The organism is uncultured Sutterella sp., assembly GCF_937923675.1.
Classification (GTDB): Bacteria; Pseudomonadota; Gammaproteobacteria; order Burkholderiales; family Burkholderiaceae_F; genus Sutterella.
This window is the reverse complement of the sequence record NZ_CALDXB010000073.1, coordinates 1-15,525: the sequence shown is the minus strand read 5'-3', so window position 1 is coordinate 15,525 and position 15,525 is coordinate 1. Positions and strand designations below refer to the sequence as shown.

General features: G+C 54.7%; 11 protein-coding genes. 8 read left to right on the top strand and 3 right to left on the bottom strand.

Going from position 1 to position 15,525, the window contains the following annotated elements; genetic code table 11:
- Positions 1–1,097 precede the first annotated feature (1,097 nt).
- Positions 1,098–1,454, bottom strand: coding sequence for a hypothetical protein (locus Q0106_RS08005; protein ID WP_297611307.1), 357 nt, complete (start codon positions 1,452–1,454; stop codon positions 1,098–1,100).
- A 799-nt stretch (positions 1,455–2,253) separates the two neighbouring features.
- Here Q0106_RS08005 and Q0106_RS08000 point away from each other — a divergent pair.
- The 7 genes from Q0106_RS08000 to Q0106_RS07970 all read left to right on the top strand — a co-directional run bounded on the left by Q0106_RS08000 (position 2,254) and on the right by Q0106_RS07970 (position 9,566).
- Positions 2,254–4,170: an autotransporter outer membrane beta-barrel domain-containing protein gene (locus tag Q0106_RS08000; protein WP_297611304.1), complete on the top strand. Its 1,917-nt coding sequence runs from the start codon at positions 2,254–2,256 to the stop codon at positions 4,168–4,170.
- An 11-nt stretch (positions 4,171–4,181) separates the two neighbouring features.
- Complete coding sequence (locus Q0106_RS07995; protein ID WP_297611301.1) at positions 4,182–5,360, top strand: OmpA family protein; 1,179 nt, start codon at positions 4,182–4,184, stop codon at positions 5,358–5,360.
- 111 nt (positions 5,361–5,471) lie between these two features.
- Positions 5,472–5,759, top strand: coding sequence for an addiction module antidote protein (locus Q0106_RS07990; RefSeq protein ID WP_297611298.1), 288 nt, complete (start codon positions 5,472–5,474; stop codon positions 5,757–5,759).
- Positions 5,760–5,979: 220 nt separating this feature from the next.
- Entirely contained in the window at positions 5,980–7,389 is a 1,410-nt protein-coding gene (locus Q0106_RS07985; RefSeq protein WP_297611295.1) for an ATP-binding protein, read from the top strand.
- A 15-nt stretch (positions 7,390–7,404) separates the two neighbouring features.
- Positions 7,405–7,980 carry a Panacea domain-containing protein gene (locus tag Q0106_RS07980; protein ID WP_297611292.1) on the top strand — a complete coding sequence of 192 codons (576 nt, stop codon included), beginning with the start codon at positions 7,405–7,407 and terminating at the stop codon, positions 7,978–7,980.
- Between the two features lie 414 nt (positions 7,981–8,394).
- A complete protein-coding gene (locus Q0106_RS07975) occupies positions 8,395–9,156 on the top strand; it encodes a hypothetical protein (protein WP_297611289.1) in 762 nt (253 codons plus the stop codon).
- Positions 9,157–9,197: 41 nt separating this feature from the next.
- Complete coding sequence (locus Q0106_RS07970; RefSeq protein ID WP_297611286.1) at positions 9,198–9,566, top strand: DUF234 domain-containing protein; 369 nt, start codon at positions 9,198–9,200, stop codon at positions 9,564–9,566.
- A 74-nt stretch (positions 9,567–9,640) separates the two neighbouring features.
- Here the strand turns inward: Q0106_RS07970 and Q0106_RS07965 are convergent, their stop codons facing one another.
- Positions 9,641–12,256, bottom strand: coding sequence for a heavy metal translocating P-type ATPase (locus tag Q0106_RS07965; protein WP_297611283.1), 2,616 nt, complete (start codon positions 12,254–12,256; stop codon positions 9,641–9,643).
- 176 nt (positions 12,257–12,432) lie between these two features.
- Positions 12,433–13,971, bottom strand: coding sequence for a flavocytochrome c (locus Q0106_RS07960; protein WP_297611280.1), 1,539 nt, complete (start codon positions 13,969–13,971; stop codon positions 12,433–12,435).
- 253 nt (positions 13,972–14,224) lie between these two features.
- Between Q0106_RS07960 and Q0106_RS07955 the strand changes: the two genes are divergently transcribed.
- On the top strand, positions 14,225–15,525 hold a 1,301-nt coding region (locus Q0106_RS07955), incomplete at its 3' end, for an AAA family ATPase (protein ID WP_297611277.1).

Genomic DNA, 15,525 nt, shown 5'->3' with positions numbered 1-15,525 from the left:
TCTGACTTTATTTACTCAGTGCCCTTGACAAGGGGCGCGTAATGTGCCCCCCCCCTTCCCCCACCGCCTAGAAAAAAGAATTTTCCATTTTGCCGCACATGGCTTTCTTTAATATCAGTCCTTAATGATTATTGTCAGTCGCAGAAGATAAAAGCTGATGCGGCGCACATAGCATTGGTGGTTGGATTAATTGTTTTAACTAGTCAGACTGCCTATGCTGAGGTTTGGGAAAAACATTATGACCAATTAATATATAACGTTGCTGATCATAAATTTAAATTTTCAGGGAAATATTTTTATAGACCCACTGATACTTATGATAATATTGGGTACTTTGGGGGTGTGAATAAGGGTGATCCTTTTGAGAAAGAAGTCTATATTTTAGATCGAAATGTTCACTCAAGAGATGATGAGAAGATAATCAAACTTTCTCTTGCTACGAATATACTTACCTGGGGAAATCCTACTTATTATTACAGCGGCGAGGATATGATACAAGATATCCTTACATATAAGTTTTCTATTTTCGCTGAAAGAACTGTAAATAATTACAAAAACGCAAGAATTTTATCTTCCGCACCATATCAGGAAGGAAGTGCTGATGATTCATTAGGCGGAATTTTTAATTTTTTATCTCGTAACGTAAAAATTGAGTCGACGCAAACGACATTACTTTCGAATGTCGATCCCTACGTGAACTCCTCCGAAGAAATGATTATTTTGTCGGCGCCTAGAGTCGGTAATTCATTGGTGGGCGTCTATGTTGACGGCGGCGGAGGCGTTTCTTTTTTGGATAAGCAAGATTTTACTGAATACTACAAGAATTTTTGCGATGATCTCGAAGGGAATGGCGCTGATAATGTAGATATCGTTATAAATAATATAATCACAAAGAATACGAATTCGTCTATTACTCAAAATGTTGGTTATGCCGTGCGAGGGGTGGATGTCCGAGATGGAAGTTTCTCGTTGCATTCAAATAAATTCAAAATTGAGGTAACTAATAATTCTGTTTCACCATTTGGTCTCGATGACGCAATAGATCCTTCTACGAAAGAAAAGATAACTTATAAAAGTTCTGCGGCTGCTGTAGCGCTTTACTCGCAAGGTGGTGTTGTCTCTTTAAGATCTAAGGATAATGGGGAGATATCTGCCACGACCACAGAAGATGCTTTTGAGCCTGATGCAGATATATCAGAGCATAACTCGGAAAGTTTTGGGTTGTTTATTTCCACAAGATATGATGGTATTGTCGAGCGCGATGAAAATGGGGAAGTTATTGTTAATAAAGGTAAAGATGAGAAAAATGAACTTAAGCGTGTGGACATAACAGGAAGTTCTGTTGATTTTGATTTTGGGGTATATGAAATTAATAGCAAATCACGAGATGATTCCTCGTATGGGGTATTTTCTATAGGGTCAAATAATTTAATTAATTTTTCTGGAAATGTCACGATAAATTCGATATCGTCCGCTAATGCAAGAAATCAAAATGATCCGGATGCGAATGCATATGGGATTGTGAATGTTGCTCTAAAAACGACTGTAGAAAAAACGGTTGTTGAGCCAAACGCTCATGGCGGTAAAGAGCCGGGTCATCCTTATAAATTTGAACCTATTCTAATATATGACAAAGGGTCGAAAATTATTTTAAATGAAAATGCACGCCTTGAATTGTCGGTTGATAGTACTACCGGTAATGCATATGGACTGCTTCAAGTCGGAGAGAGTTCTTCGATCTTTGATGGTGATGTAAAGATATCGATAAATTCGCCTGAAAATGAAAAGTTTAAAGGAGAATTTAATGATGCTTATGGAATATTGGTTAGCGGAGATGAACGAGAAGAAAATGAATTGACGTCGGATGGTAGAAGAGTTGTTGTTAATAATGATTTGTCGGTCAATGTTAATGATTTTGCTAAAACAAATCGTTTGGCAAAGGCAAGAGCAATTGAGGCTTTAGGTAATTCTATTGTTGATGTGAATGTGAATAATGGTAGGGGGAGTTTAAGTGTTGATGGGGATTTGCATACTTCAAAATCTTTTATTGATGTAGAAAATCATGATCAAGGTATACAAATACCTGATAACAATCATTTAGCTATTAGTATAAATATCTTGTCGTGGGCATACAGATCTCAGAAAGAAGAGGCTCGATTTATAAGAAATAAACTAGTCTCTAATAATTACGATGCTACTCAAGATTCTTCTTCAACCCCCAACTATCTTGGTGAAGGCCGCATCAACTTCGTAATGAACCAAAAGGACTCCTTCCTCGTCGGCGCCGCCAACGGCAACATCGACATGGAGGTAGGTGCCGGCACACTCTGGTCCGTCACGGACGACAGCATTTTCGAAAACCTGCGTCCCACCGGCGGCACGATCGATCTTCATCACCCGGACGATGAATGGAAGTGGAATGAGGCGAATCCCTACCAATATCTGATGGTGAAGAACATCACGGATGAAGCCTATCCGCTTCTGAACGGCGCCCGTACTGCAGCGCCTGCGGAAAACTCCCTCTTCATCCTCAACACCAACATCATGGGTGACCTTGAGAAGGACGGAAAGCGCGTCTTCTCCTTCGACGGCATTACGTATTACGAAAAGGCTGAAGGCGATGGTGCGATTAAGAATGGAACGCTGACCGGCGATACTTTTTCCGAAAACGGCAGCTACATTTTCAACGGCCAGTCCGTTCCGATTGAGCTCAAGGGTTTCGAGGTAACGGAGGCCGCAGCGCGCATGCGGCACGACATCCGTTTCGGCGACTTTCTCGACTTCCGAACGGAAACGTCCAAAGCTCAGGAACCCAAGGAGCAGCACTATCGCGTCCGCATCAACGACGAAACGATCGCAGACGGATCCATTGACTACCAGGGGCGCGTCCTCAAGTTCGCGACCACACCGGCGCACGTAAAGCTCTCGGGCGATTGGACGTCGCTCGACTACACGGCCTTCAAGTACAAGCCGAAAATCTGGAAGACCGAACACACGGACAAATACGTGGATGCTGCGGGTACTCTCAGTACCCGTCCCGAAAGCGTTCTGAATGAACAGGGCGAAATTCAGGAAGCGGTGAATTCCACGCTCTTCGAACGCGACGATTACGACAAAGTTGTGGAAGGCCTTGAATCGACGGAATCCGATCCCGATGCTCTCGACATTTCTACCGGCATGACGGACTACTGGGTCTCCGGCTACACGAAAGAGATCAACGACCCCGGTAAGACCACAACGGCCATTGCGGGAATCAGCTTCAACCCGATCTATCTGAGCACGCTCAGGAAGCGCCTCGGAGAAGTGCGCTACGGCGCTCAGGATGGTCTCTGGGCCAAGGCCATGATGATGAAGGATTCCGTGGGCGGCATCGCCTCGAAGGGCTACGACCAGGATCTCTACGGCGTGAGCTTCGGTTACGACCATCTCGTGCGCAATACCGAGGAAGGCCTCTGGCTCCTCGGCGCCAACATCCGCCAGGCGCATGCTAAGCAGGACCTGATGGACGGTCAGGGGTCGGGCAAAACCGATGCGATCGGCCTCAACGCTTATGCGACATGGGCCAACTACCAGGGCGCCTACGCGGACTTCGTGCTCTCGGCCGACCATTACCGCCAGAAGCTTTCCACTGTCGGTGAGCATGGAAAGATCACCGGCAAATACAACACGCTCGGCTGGGGCGCATCGATCGAAGTGGGACACATGTTCCATTCGACGAGAAACGACCTTTCATGGGGCCCCTGGTACAACTCGTGGTGGCTTGAGCCTCAGCTCCAGCTCGCCTTCTATCGCGTTGAAGGCGAAAAGTACACGCTCTCCTCCGGCGGCAGGATCCGGCAGAAGGATGCCGATTCGCTCATCGGCCGCGCCGGCATCGTGATTGGTAAGAAATTCAATTACGGCGAGGATCGGGAGGAAATCGACCGCCGCTATTCGCAGCTTTATCTGAAGGCGGGCGTCAAGCACGACTTCCTCGGGGACCGCACCGTCTGGTTCGGAAGCGACCGCTTTGACGGCGAAGTGGCCGGGAAGACGACTTTCTACTATGGGCTCGGCGGCGACTGGCAGTTCAACGAACGCATGCGTCTTTACGGACAGTTCGAACGGGAAACCGGCGACGACTACGAGAAGGACTACGAAGTCTCGGTCGGTCTCAAGTACGAGTTCTGAGGAGAAAGAAGATGCATACGAAATTGAAGCTCGCCATCCTTGCTGCGTTCTCTGCCGCTGCGTGCACAGCTCTCTCGGCGCATGCCGCTTATTCCGTTTACTCCGACCCTGACTGCGGCCCGAAGGTTGAGAGCTCCGCCTGGTTCATCGACTATTCGGGCACGATGCAGGAGAAGTTGAAGGAACCCGAAGAGAAGTCCTATCCGGAATGGGCAAAAGACAAGGAAGAGGCGTACGACGAACTTTTTGAACACCGCAAGGTGGTGCTTGCGAAGAGGCTACTTCTGAAGCTTCGCCGGATGCTCCCGACAGAGGCCGGGATCCAGGTAGCCGCCGGCACCATGGCGCCCCATACGCTCCCCGTGGGCTTTAAGGACGACTTTGAAGAGAAGGTGGGGCGGCTGCCGGAACGCCTCGAGGTTTTCGGGCGCATGACGAATCCCGGCGAAGGGCTGATGGATTACGAAAAGCGCCTTGAGCGCTATGCGGAGTCAGAGAAGGAACTGCAGCGCGAGACCGCGGAGCTCCTGCGGAAAAAAAGCGCGCTCCTCTTCTTCACCGACGGCGATGAGGTGAATCGTGGGCGCCTCTTTGAAGAAGGCTGGAAGGCCTTCCGGGAAAAGGAGCCGCTTGCAAAGCCCGTTCTCGTTGCCTTCACGGACGACGAGAAGACCCGGGAAGAGGTCAACCGTCTCGCGGAAGTCGTTCCCGGACTCATCACGGCGGACGCGCGCGAGCTTCTCTTGAACGACGAATCGATGGCGGCCTTCATCGCGAAGGTCTTCTACACGCCGTGTCTCGACTTCACGCTCTCGGCCGACACGCTCTTCGCGTTCGACAAGCATGTTCTGAAGCCCGAAGGCATCGCGGAAATCCATCATGTCGCCGAGGTCCTCGCGAAGGAAAGGAAGATCATCGACCAGCTTCACATCCGCTTCTCGATTACGGCGCATACGGACCGCATCGGCACGTATGAATACAACGACCGGTTGTCGGAGCGCCGCCTCAACACGGTTCTCAGACAGCTTGAGAAGGAAGGCGTCGACATGTCGCTCTTCGTGATCCGCCGCGCCGAAGGCGAATATCACCCGGTGACGGGCGACGCCTGCAAGGGACTCTGGAACCAGGAGGCGATCGACTGCCTGCAGCCCGACCGCCGCGTCGAAATTCGAATGGTTCGACCTGAGTAAAGCCTTCGATCAGGTCAGGAGAGGCAGGCCGCAGAGTGTCTGGCTGCGGTCTGCCTCACCAGGCCTGGCCTTCCGTGAAAGACAAAATCAAGAAAGCGAGCAGGTGGCATCATGTGCGCTGACAATCGCTCAAACTCCCGTGAATTTCCCTTATTTGCCCATGAACTCAATGCCGCATTGAAGGAGGGCGACAGCGAGCGCTTCATCGTCCTTGTGGGCGGCCTCTGCCGGCTTTACGGCATGGCCGAGGTTGCGAAGCAGTCGGGCCTCAACAGGCCGCAGCTCTACCGGTCATTCCAGAAGGGCGGCAACCCGAGCTTCCGGAATCTCCTTCAGTGTCTTAATGTCCTCGGCATCGAGATGACGGTGTCGGGGAAGAAAGACCCGTCAGGGAGTTGAGACACGATCCTCTGGTTGGAAGAGTTTCGTTTCTCTGCAAAAGGTTTCGACAACAGCATCACCTGATGTTGTCCGATGAATTTTGTATGGAGACTCGCACCTCAGCGTTGAAATGAGTTTCTTGGAATTGAAAAGACAGGGATCTGATTCTCCGGGCTATAAAAATAACTTGCTGTAAAATAACTTGTTGTGAAATAAGTTGTTTTGAAGCAGGTTATTTATGGCGACCTTCAGATTCTATTGCAGGGAGCGGCAGCTTGAATCGCTTCAGCGTGTTCGCGCGCGTGCGGCCGAGTCTTCCGCTCAATTCACGCTGATCAGCGGCCGCAGGCGCATTGGGAAAACGCATCTGATCCGCGAGCATCTCAGGCGGGAGTCTTCCCGCGAGATGCCGGGGATTTACCTGGCCGGCTCCATCATGCCGGAATCGTTGCTCGCAGAAGAGTACTGCGGCGTATTGGCTCAAAAGCTCGACATGCAGATCCCGGTGGTGAAGGATCTGGCGGAGTTCTTTCGGTTGGCCGCGACGATTGCTGAAACACGCCCGATGACGTTGGTCGTTGATGAGTTTCAGGACTTGACTAAAGTCTCGGAGTCTCTCACGAGCAAGCTTCGCGGCATCTGGGACATCGCGAGAAAGCGCTCGAAGCTTCACCTCATTGTTTCCGGCTCGATGAACAACATGATCAACAAGATCTTCCGGGATTCGCATGAGCCGCTTTTCGGACGCATCGACCAGGAGATTCGACTGCGTCCTTTCAAAACGACAGAAGTCGAGGATATTTTCAGAGTCTATAGTCCCGGTTTCAAAAACGACGATCTTCTGGCCTTCTATGCCTTCACCGGCGGCATTCCGAAGTACATGGGCTGGTTGATCGAAGCTGATCTCTTAGAAGCCGACGCCATGATGGAAGGCATCGTGAGCGAGGACCTGGGCTTTTTGAATGAGGGAAGCGCAGTCTTGCAAAACGAGTTTGCCGGCAGCTGGATCAATTACTTCAACCTGCTTCTAAGCATCGCGATCGGCAGGAATACCTGGGGCGAGCTCGCCGGACTCAACCCGGAGAACGCCCTGGGTCAACACCTGAAGCGCCTCGAGGAAGATTTCAATATCGTCGGCCGTCTGCAGCCTTTGCTGGTGAAGCCTGGTTCCCGGAATGCGCGCTACGAGATCACGGATCTCTTCTTCCGCTTCTGGTTCAGATTCATTCACGCGAACAGGCGCTGGCTCGTCTACGATGATCCTTCGAGAATCGCGGAAAAAATCAAGGCGGGATATCCGACGTACTCCGGCTATGTCCTCGAGCAATGGTTTGCAGAACGTCTTCGGGAGACGCAGCTTTTCGATCAGGTCGGACCGTGGTGGCAGGCCGGCAAGGGACAGGATCCTGCGGAAATCAATATTGTCGCCGTGAAGTCGCCGGACATCGCCGGAAAGGAAGCGCTTGCCATAGAAGTAAAGCGGCAGCGGAAGGCGTTTCACGCTCATGACTTCCTCAATAAGGTCAGTCTGCTTGAGCGGAAGACGCTCTCCGGTTTTTCGATCAAGCCGATCTGCCTCACCACGGAAGATATGACGCTGTCGCTGCCGGAGATTGAATCCCGGGTTCTGGCAAGGAACTTGGCGTAATCAAAAGAGTTCCCTATGGTTGATGTGATCAAAGCAGCTCAGATAGCTGCCTATTTTCTCTGGAAAAACTTCGGACCGATGCCGTCCTGGAAGCTGATGTTGTTAATGTACTTCACTGAGCGGGAATTTTTGCTTCAGCATGGCGAACGACTTACTGGAGGCTGCATGGCGGCGGTGAGGCATGGTCCCATATTGCTTGAGATATCTGATTTCATTGAGTTTCCCGCTCGGCATCCTGGATGGAGTATCTGGATCAGCGGGCAAGCCAACGGCGAATTGTCTTCTCCAAAGATCGAGGAAGTTGATCCGCAGAAGCCTCTGGAAGTGTTTGACGAGCTGTCGCTCGCTGAAGTTCAAATTCTGGAGGCTGTTTTTGCAAGGTATGAGCACTTAACTGACTGGGAATCCTGTGATTTGATGCTGATGAAAAGGTACGCTCCCGAATGGGATGCTCCGAAAGGCAGCACTTTGCCGTTGACTCTCCGTTCCATCCTGCTGAGTCACGGAAAGAGCGAGCAGGAAGCCAATGAAATCATCGGGCACATTCAAGAAATGGATCGGATTTGGGATACCCTCAGAGCGCTCTCATGATGGCCGCGATTCCCGGCAAGATTCGCTTTGCCACAGGCGAGGGAATGTGTCGACCAGTTAAGGGCTTCATCCGCTGTACAGCTATTTTTCGCTGATAGAGAGCACCAACCCATCGAATTTTTGGGAACGTTCGCCTCGGGAACGTTCTCGAAAATAACGTTCCTGGAGAGAACGCTAATGCCGCTCAGGAAATTCTACGGACGCAAGCACGAAGAAGAAATCTTCAGAGAAGAATTCGATCTTGCCGATCGCCTCGGCTCGGGGAGGCTCATCGCGGTGGCCGGAAGGCGGAGAATCGGGAAGACGGCGCTTGTCCTTCAATGTCTGAATGAGAGAAGAGAAGTCCCGTGCATTTACCTCTTTTGCTCCCGTTTGACGCAGGGCGCACTCTTGAAGGCGTGGTCGCGTTCCGTCATGGAAGCCTTGGATCTGCCTTTCCTGCCTCGATTCGAGCGGCTCGCGCAGATTGTCGAGTATCTGCTCGCCGTCGGTAAGGAACGGAGAATCAACATCTGCATCGACGAGTGTCAGGGACTCAATGCCTGCGAACCTTCCTTCCGGCAGGAACTTTTGAGCGCCTGGGACCGCAATCGCAAAAGCTCGAAAACCGTGCTGGTGCTCGTCAAGAGCGGTACGGCTGCGATGGAAGCGCGTTCAGAGGACCCAGACCGCCCGCTCGACGGGAGCGTCGACCGCTTCATCGCGCTCAAGCCTTTCCCATTGCGCGTGGAAGCCGAAATCCTGGATGACTATGCGCCCAATGCCGCGAATGACGACCTTCTCGCGCTCCATGTTCTGACGGGCGGCGTTGTTTGGTTGATTGAAGACCTGATGGAGCGCGGCGCCGTTGATCTTTCCCGCATGGCGGATGCGGTTTTTAGGTCGGGTTCGAAATTCATCATGGATGCGGAAAGCCATCTCACCAATGAATTTCATGGAGAAGCTTCAGGAAGCCGCACGATTCTTAGAGCGCTGGCCTTCGGCAAAACGAAGCGCGAGGACCTGCAGGAAGAGTTGGGTTCTGTTTCTGTGAGCGGCTTTCTTTCGCGTTTGGAGAAAAGCTGCAGGCTGATTGCGCCGCATCGTCCGGTGCTCTCGCCAAACTATCGCCAAACTATCGCCGGGTTCGCTATGGGATTAGAGATCGTTATCTCTCGTGGTGGCTTGCTTTCGTAGACGGTGCAGACGCTCTCCTTTCGCAAAACCGGTATGCGGAAATGCGCGATGCCTTCCTTGCGGGCTATGAAGCATTCTCGGTGCGTGCCCTCAGGGAGTGCTTCAAGTCCATTCTTCTTGAGAGCAGGCGATTCAGGGAAGTTGGTCCATGGTGGGACAGAAAGGGCGTCAACGAGATCGACATCGTCGCGGTAAGCGATGAGAAAATTCTGCTTTTTGAGGCCAAGCGCTCGGAACCAAACTTCAACCCGGTGCGGCTTGCCAATAAGGCGCAGGCCTTCCTTAAGGTCAATCCAAAGCTTCAGACTCTGCCCGTGAGGCTCGCATCGCTCACGCTGTCGGATCTCCGGAAAAGCGCCAAAGAGATCATTGAAAAGGCCCGTGCATCAGGCTTTCCATACGAGCCTTAATCAAACGACAGCGCTGAGAGTCCCGGCAGAGGAAAACAGGTCCCGTCTGCCGGGTGAGGTTTCTTCAAACCGTATCAGTCAATCCCGGTCACCTTGAAGCCGGCGCCTTCAACAGTGGCTTTAAGCATTTCATCGGTCACGAAGAGGTCGGCCTCAACGACGGCGGTCTTCTTCTCAAGACTCACTTCGACCCCGTCGATGCCGGGAAGCGCGCGAAGCGCCTTCTCAACGGCCGAGGTGCAGTGGCTGCAGTGCATGCCTTCAATATGAATGGTCTTCTGAGACATTTTATTTTCCTTTGCCGCAGGGGCGGCGGACTGGGGTTCTGAAAGGACGACAGCATCGCTGCCGATAAGCTTCGGCCGGAAGAAGCGCAGCCTCAGCGCATTCGTTACGACCGAGAAGGAGGAGAGGCTCATCGCGAGGGCGCCGAGCATCGGGGAGAGGGTCAGCCCCTGAGAGGCAAAGACGCCGGCTGCAATCGGAATGCCGACGGCGTTGTAGATGAAGGCCCAGAAAAGATTCTCGCGGATATTGCGCATGGTTGCGCGCGAGAGTTCGATCGCTTCGACAACGTCCGAGAGGCGGCTCTTCATGAGGACGACGCCCGCAGAGGCAATCGCGACATCGGTGCCCGCGCCGATCGCGGCCCCGACATCGGCCGCGGCAAGAGCCGGCGCATCATTGACGCCGTCGCCCACCATGAGGACGCGGGCGCCGGTATTTTTGAGCTTTTCGACTTCCTCGGCCTTGCCGGCAGGCAGAACACCGGCAATCACGTTATCGATCCCGGTGCGTGCGGCAATGGCCTTTGCTGTCACCGGGTTGTCGCCGGTGAGCATCGTAACGGCGACGCCAAGCTGCTTCAGGGCCTTGACGGCAGCCGCAGAGTCGGGCTTCACCTGGTCGGCGACGCGGATGAGGCCGAGAAGAGACCCGGGCGCGTCGGCGGTCGGCTCCGACCCGATAAAGAGCGGCGTTTCCCCGTCTTCAGCAGCCTTTTTAGCCGCGGCTTCAAGCACGTCGGGGAGCTTGAGGCCGAAGGCTTCCGTCATGCGGGCATTGCCGGCAAACCAGCGGCGCTTGCCGATCCGGGCAGAGATGCCCTGGCCGGCGGTCTGCCGGAAGTCGTCGACGGGCTGCACGGGAAGGCTTCGGGCCTTTGCCGCCCGCAGGATGGCGGCGCCCAGCGGGTGCTCGGAAGCGGATTCAAGCGACGCTGCGGTAATGAGTAGCGGAGTTTCAAGACCCGGAGCGACGGGCACAAGCCCTGCGACCTCGGGCTTCCCCGTCGTGACGGTGCCCGTTTTGTCGAGCACCGCGGCGTTGACGCGGCCGAGGAGTTCAAGAGCGGAAGCAGACTTGAAGAGAATGCCGCGCTTCGCGCCCTGGCCCGTGCCAACCATGATGGCGGTCGGCGTTGCCAGACCGAGGGCGCAGGGGCAGGAGATGACGAGGACGGAAATGGCGGACGTGAGCGCAAATCCGAAGGATTCGCCAAGGAGAAGCCAGACGACGAGCGTCAGAAAAGCAATGCCGATGACGACGGGGACAAAGATCCCGGCCACGCGGTCTGCGAGCCTCGCGACCGGCGCCTTGCTCGAAGTCGCCTCGTCGACGAGCCGGATGATCTGGGCGAGCGCCGTATCTTCCCCAACGCGCTCGGCGCGCATGACGAAGCGCCCGGAGGAAACAAGCGTGGCGCCCATCAGGGTGTCTCCCGTCTTCTTTTCGACAGGAGTGCTTTCGCCCGTCATGGCGGATTCGTCTACGGTTCCCGAACCCTCGAGCACCGTGCCGTCAACCGGAATGGTGCTTCCCGTGAGGAGAATCACCGTGTCGCCCTTCAGGACCTTCTCCGCAGGAATGGTGGATTCCTTCCCGTCGCGCAGCACCACCGCGGTCTTGGGGGCGAGCGCCGCAAGGCGTTCAATGGCGTCCGTGGTCTTTCCCTTCGCACGGGCTTCAAGCCACTTCCCGACCGTGATGAGCGTCACTATCATGGCGGCGGATTCAAAGTAAAGGCCGTGCGCGAGGTGAAGCGCGTGATCGGTTTCGCCCAGTCCGGCATAGTAGGCGGCTTCAAGCAGCACCCAGGCGCCGTAAAGAAATGCCGCGCCCGCACCCACAGCAATCAGGGAATCCATGTTGGGCGCGCGCATCACGAGGGCCTTCAAGCCCCTCGTAAAGAACACCCGGTTTAGGAAGAGGGGCGGGAGCGACAGAAGAAGCTGCAGAATGCCGCGCATGAGCCCGGAAGCGTCGGACCCCAGCCACTCCGGCGCCGGAAGTCCCATCATGGTTCCCATGCTCACATACATGAGAAGAACGAGGGAGACGATCGACCAGGTGAGGCGCGTGCGGATGGCGCGGGCCTCGGCTTCAGCTTCGGCCGAGCGGCTCGCGCGCTCTTTTTCGGGAGAAGCCTTCCGGCCGTCCGTGCGCTCGGCGCCGTAGCCTGCCTCAGATACGGCGGCTTCAATGAGGTTCGTGAGCGCATCGCTTTCTTCGGGCGACGCGCAGTGCGAGGTCACCTCCATCGAGTTCTTAAGCAGGTTGACGACAACCGAATCGACGCCGTCAACTTTCGAGACGACTTTTTCAACCCTCGCCTGACACGCGGCGCAGCTCATGCCTGTGACGGCAAAGTGCAGACGGCAGGAGGGCGTATTACGGGGAGAATCTGGCATTCCTGGGAATGAGAATGAATTACGAGTAGCGCAACTATAAACCATGCAATCGATACAAGGTCAATACGCCTCCCGAGCTATCCCGAAAGAGAAGCCGGGAGGCGGAGTGCCGCTCGAAGAGCGGCGAGGTCCCCGGGTTGAGGTTCCCGGGAATCGCGCCGGGAACGTTCTGTTCGTTATTCCCAGGGGGAGGACGCGGCGGCGCTCTTTCCGGCTATGCGTCCGTAGACGATGCAGTCCGTGATGGCGCAGGAGCCGAGACGAACGGCGCCGTGCACGCCGCCCGTGGCTTCGCCGGCGGCGAAGAGCCCGGGGATCGGTTCGTTGGTAGCGCAGTCCATCGCCCGGGCGGCCATGTCGGTCAAAATTCCGCCCATACAGTGGTGGACCTTGGGGACCATCTGCGATATGTACCAGGGCCCCTGCGACATGGGCTTCGCGAGCTTGTTGACGTAGCGTCCGTAGTGCGCGTCCTTTCCTTCCGCCACGGCCTTGTTCCACTCGGCAATACTCGCCCTGAGGCCTTCGAGATTGATTTTTTCGCCGTCAGCGAGCGCCTCGAGCGTCTCGTACTTCCTCACGCACCCGCGCTCGAGCATTTTTGCGAGAAGCCCGGGCCGCGAGACTTCCATGGGAGCGGTGCCGAGCGAATCCGCCACGGCATAGCATTTGGTTCCTTTGTTGAGAAGCGTCATGATGGCGTCGGCGCGGACCTTGCGGTTGGCAAGCTCATTGATGAAGCGCGTGCCGCCCTTGTCCTCAACCCAGACGCCGAACATCGCCGCCGCGCCCTGAGCAAAGAAGAGCGCAATGCCCATGCCTTTCTCGGTGGGCGACGTCCACGGCGCGCACTGAATCCAGTCTGTCTGAATCATCTGGCAGCCGATGCGGTCCGCCTCGCGCCAGGCTTCGGAGGTTGCCCCCGGCTGGCAGGTCGTGCCGATCTCGGCCGTGAGCTTCGGGTCGAAGATCATGCGATAGGGAATGTCGGCGCCGAAGCCGCCGTGGGCGAGAACAAGTCCGCGCCTCACTTTGATGAATTTGGTCTTCCCGGAATCCTTGTTCGGGAACCGGTAGCCTTCGCGGACCATGACGCCCTTGACGCGGCCGTCCGCGTCGCGGATGATGCGCTCCATCAGGACGCGGGTGCGGATCGGGACGCCAAGGATTTTGAGCTTCTCGATTTCCTTGAGAACAATGCCAGAACCCGAACCATTTTTGATGATCGCGCAGCGCGGCACCGAGTGGCCGCCTTCCTGGGAGACGCGGTCTCTGTTCCATTCGACGCCGAGTTCGTCGATCGTCCACTGCCACGTGGAAAGCGCCTCTTCGCAGAGCTTCTTCACTTTGTCCGGGTGGTTGAGGCCGAGGCCTTCCCTGAGCATATCCTCCATCATGAGTTCGGGAGAGTCGTCGATGCCTTCCTTCTTCTGCATGGGCGTGCCGGGCACGCCCATGATGCCGCCGTTGATGATGGAGTTGCCTCCCGGGTTGCGCATCTTTTCGAAGACGGCAACGCTTCTGCCGGCAAGCTTCGCTTCAATCGCTGCGGCGAGCCCGGCAAAGCCCGAGCCGATCACGACGACGTCGAATTCCTCGTCCCATTTTTCCGGCATAGGTTCAATGGGTTTGGCTGCGGCAGGAAGAGATGCGGCAAGCGCCGCGCTCCCGGCAAGTGCGGTCGTGAGCCAGCTGCGGCGGGAAATGTTCTTCATTTTGGGTCTCCATCAGGGAAAGGAAAGGACGATTCTTTCTTTATAGGCGGCAGGCTGAGCAAGAGTCCATCGATAGATTCCCGGGGTGCCGGCCTAGGATAGAAAGGCGGGTTCCGGAAGCTTGGGTTCAGGCTTCTTCACGGGATATTCGTCATCTGCGCGCAGCCGCAGCAGAGTTCGTTGAGCCGACATGCGTTCAGACGTTAAACTGTGCGGAAACTTTTTATATTCCAAATGGTTAGGCGCGGCAAGAATGATGAAGGCAGAACCGGTTCTCGGTAGCGATTTGGTGAGGCAGCTGCCTGTCGGCAATCCAACCTTCACCGACATTCGCGCCAACGGCCAGATCTACGTCGACAAAACCGATTTGATTGTGGAGCTCATCCAGAGCTATCCGTCTGCCTTCCTCGTCCTGCCGCGTCGTTTCGGCAAGACGCTTCTGGTGTCGACCATTCAGACGCTATTTCTCAAAGGCAGGGACGCTTTTCGGGGCTTGAAGGCCGGCGATCTCTGGAATGAGCCTCCGAAGGCTGTTGTTCGCCTTGATTTAAGTGTTATCGCAAATGCGCGCTCCGGCGAGGAGTTCCGGACTCTGCTCGATCGCCTGCTTGAACCCGAGCTCTATAAATATTTCCCGCCTTCTGCGCATGAAAACAACCCGGCGCTTCGTCTGAATGCGGCGCTGTCGCCGCAGCCCGGGAAGAGCGTTGTTATTCTCATTGACGAATACGATGCGCCGCTCACCGCCAATATCGGCCGTGCGGAAATCTTTGAGGACATCATGAAGGAGATGTCCGTCTTCTTTGAGACGCTGAAGAGCCTGAGCGGCAAGATTCGCTTTCTCTTCGTGACGGGCATCATGAATTTCCGTCAGACATCCCTGTTTTCGAGCTTCACAAATCTGAAGGATTTGTCTCTACTGCCTGAGTTTTCATCGCTCCTGGGTTTTTCAGAGGAGGAAGTCAGAACTTGCTTCGCGCCGTATCTGAAGTACTACGCGGGACGGAAAGGCATCACAGAAGCGAAGCTCCTCAGCGAGCTCCTTGAGAATTACGGCGGTTTTTGCTTCGACATCAATGGATTGCGGCATATCTGCTCGCCGTGGTCGATCCTCAACTATTTTCATGACGATAATATTGATTTTTATGGAAACTACTGGGTGAAATCCGCCGGCTCGATATCGTTTCTAATGATGTTTTTGAGGAAAGCCAATCTTCTGAGACCTGAAGATTTCGATCGGGAATATGAGATCAAGTTCCGGGAACTTCAAGCCGCAGAACGCATAACCGCCGCCAGGCCTGCCATCTTTCTGGCGAATGCCGGCTTTCTGACGATCAGGCGCTCGGAACCGTCATTCTCCTGGATGGAAGGCGTCGGCTGCGATTTGAAGCTGGGCTATCCCAATATTGAAGTTCGCAGATCCATGATCGTGGCTTATAACGCAGCCTATTGGCCGGACACGCAAGAGCGGGTTGATCCTGGTTCGCTATCTGCAGAAGGCCTGAACTTCCCATCAAAAGTTACACTCGCTCCTAAGATGCCTGCAGAAACGTC

What these genes read in the sequence shown, in the direction of transcription:
- Q0106_RS07960 (WP_297611280.1), bottom strand. Translation starts at nt 13,971, where the DNA reads ATGAAGAACATTTCCCGCCGCAGCTGGCTCACGACCGCACTTGCCGGG.
- Q0106_RS07970 (WP_297611286.1), top strand. Translation starts at nt 9,198, where the DNA reads ATGCGCGATGCCTTCCTTGCGGGCTATGAAGCATTCTCGGTGCGTGCC.
- Q0106_RS07965 (WP_297611283.1), bottom strand. Translation starts at nt 12,256, where the DNA reads ATGCCAGATTCTCCCCGTAATACGCCCTCCTGCCGTCTGCACTTTGCC.
- Q0106_RS07980 (WP_297611292.1), top strand. Translation starts at nt 7,405, where the DNA reads ATGGTTGATGTGATCAAAGCAGCTCAGATAGCTGCCTATTTTCTCTGG.
- Q0106_RS08000 (WP_297611304.1), top strand. Translation starts at nt 2,254, where the DNA reads ATGAACCAAAAGGACTCCTTCCTCGTCGGCGCCGCCAACGGCAACATC.
- Q0106_RS07975 (WP_297611289.1), top strand. Translation starts at nt 8,395, where the DNA reads ATGGAAGCCTTGGATCTGCCTTTCCTGCCTCGATTCGAGCGGCTCGCG.
- Q0106_RS07985 (WP_297611295.1), top strand. Translation starts at nt 5,980, where the DNA reads ATGGCGACCTTCAGATTCTATTGCAGGGAGCGGCAGCTTGAATCGCTT.
- Q0106_RS07995 (WP_297611301.1), top strand. Translation starts at nt 4,182, where the DNA reads ATGCATACGAAATTGAAGCTCGCCATCCTTGCTGCGTTCTCTGCCGCT.
- Q0106_RS07990 (WP_297611298.1), top strand. Translation starts at nt 5,472, where the DNA reads ATGTGCGCTGACAATCGCTCAAACTCCCGTGAATTTCCCTTATTTGCC.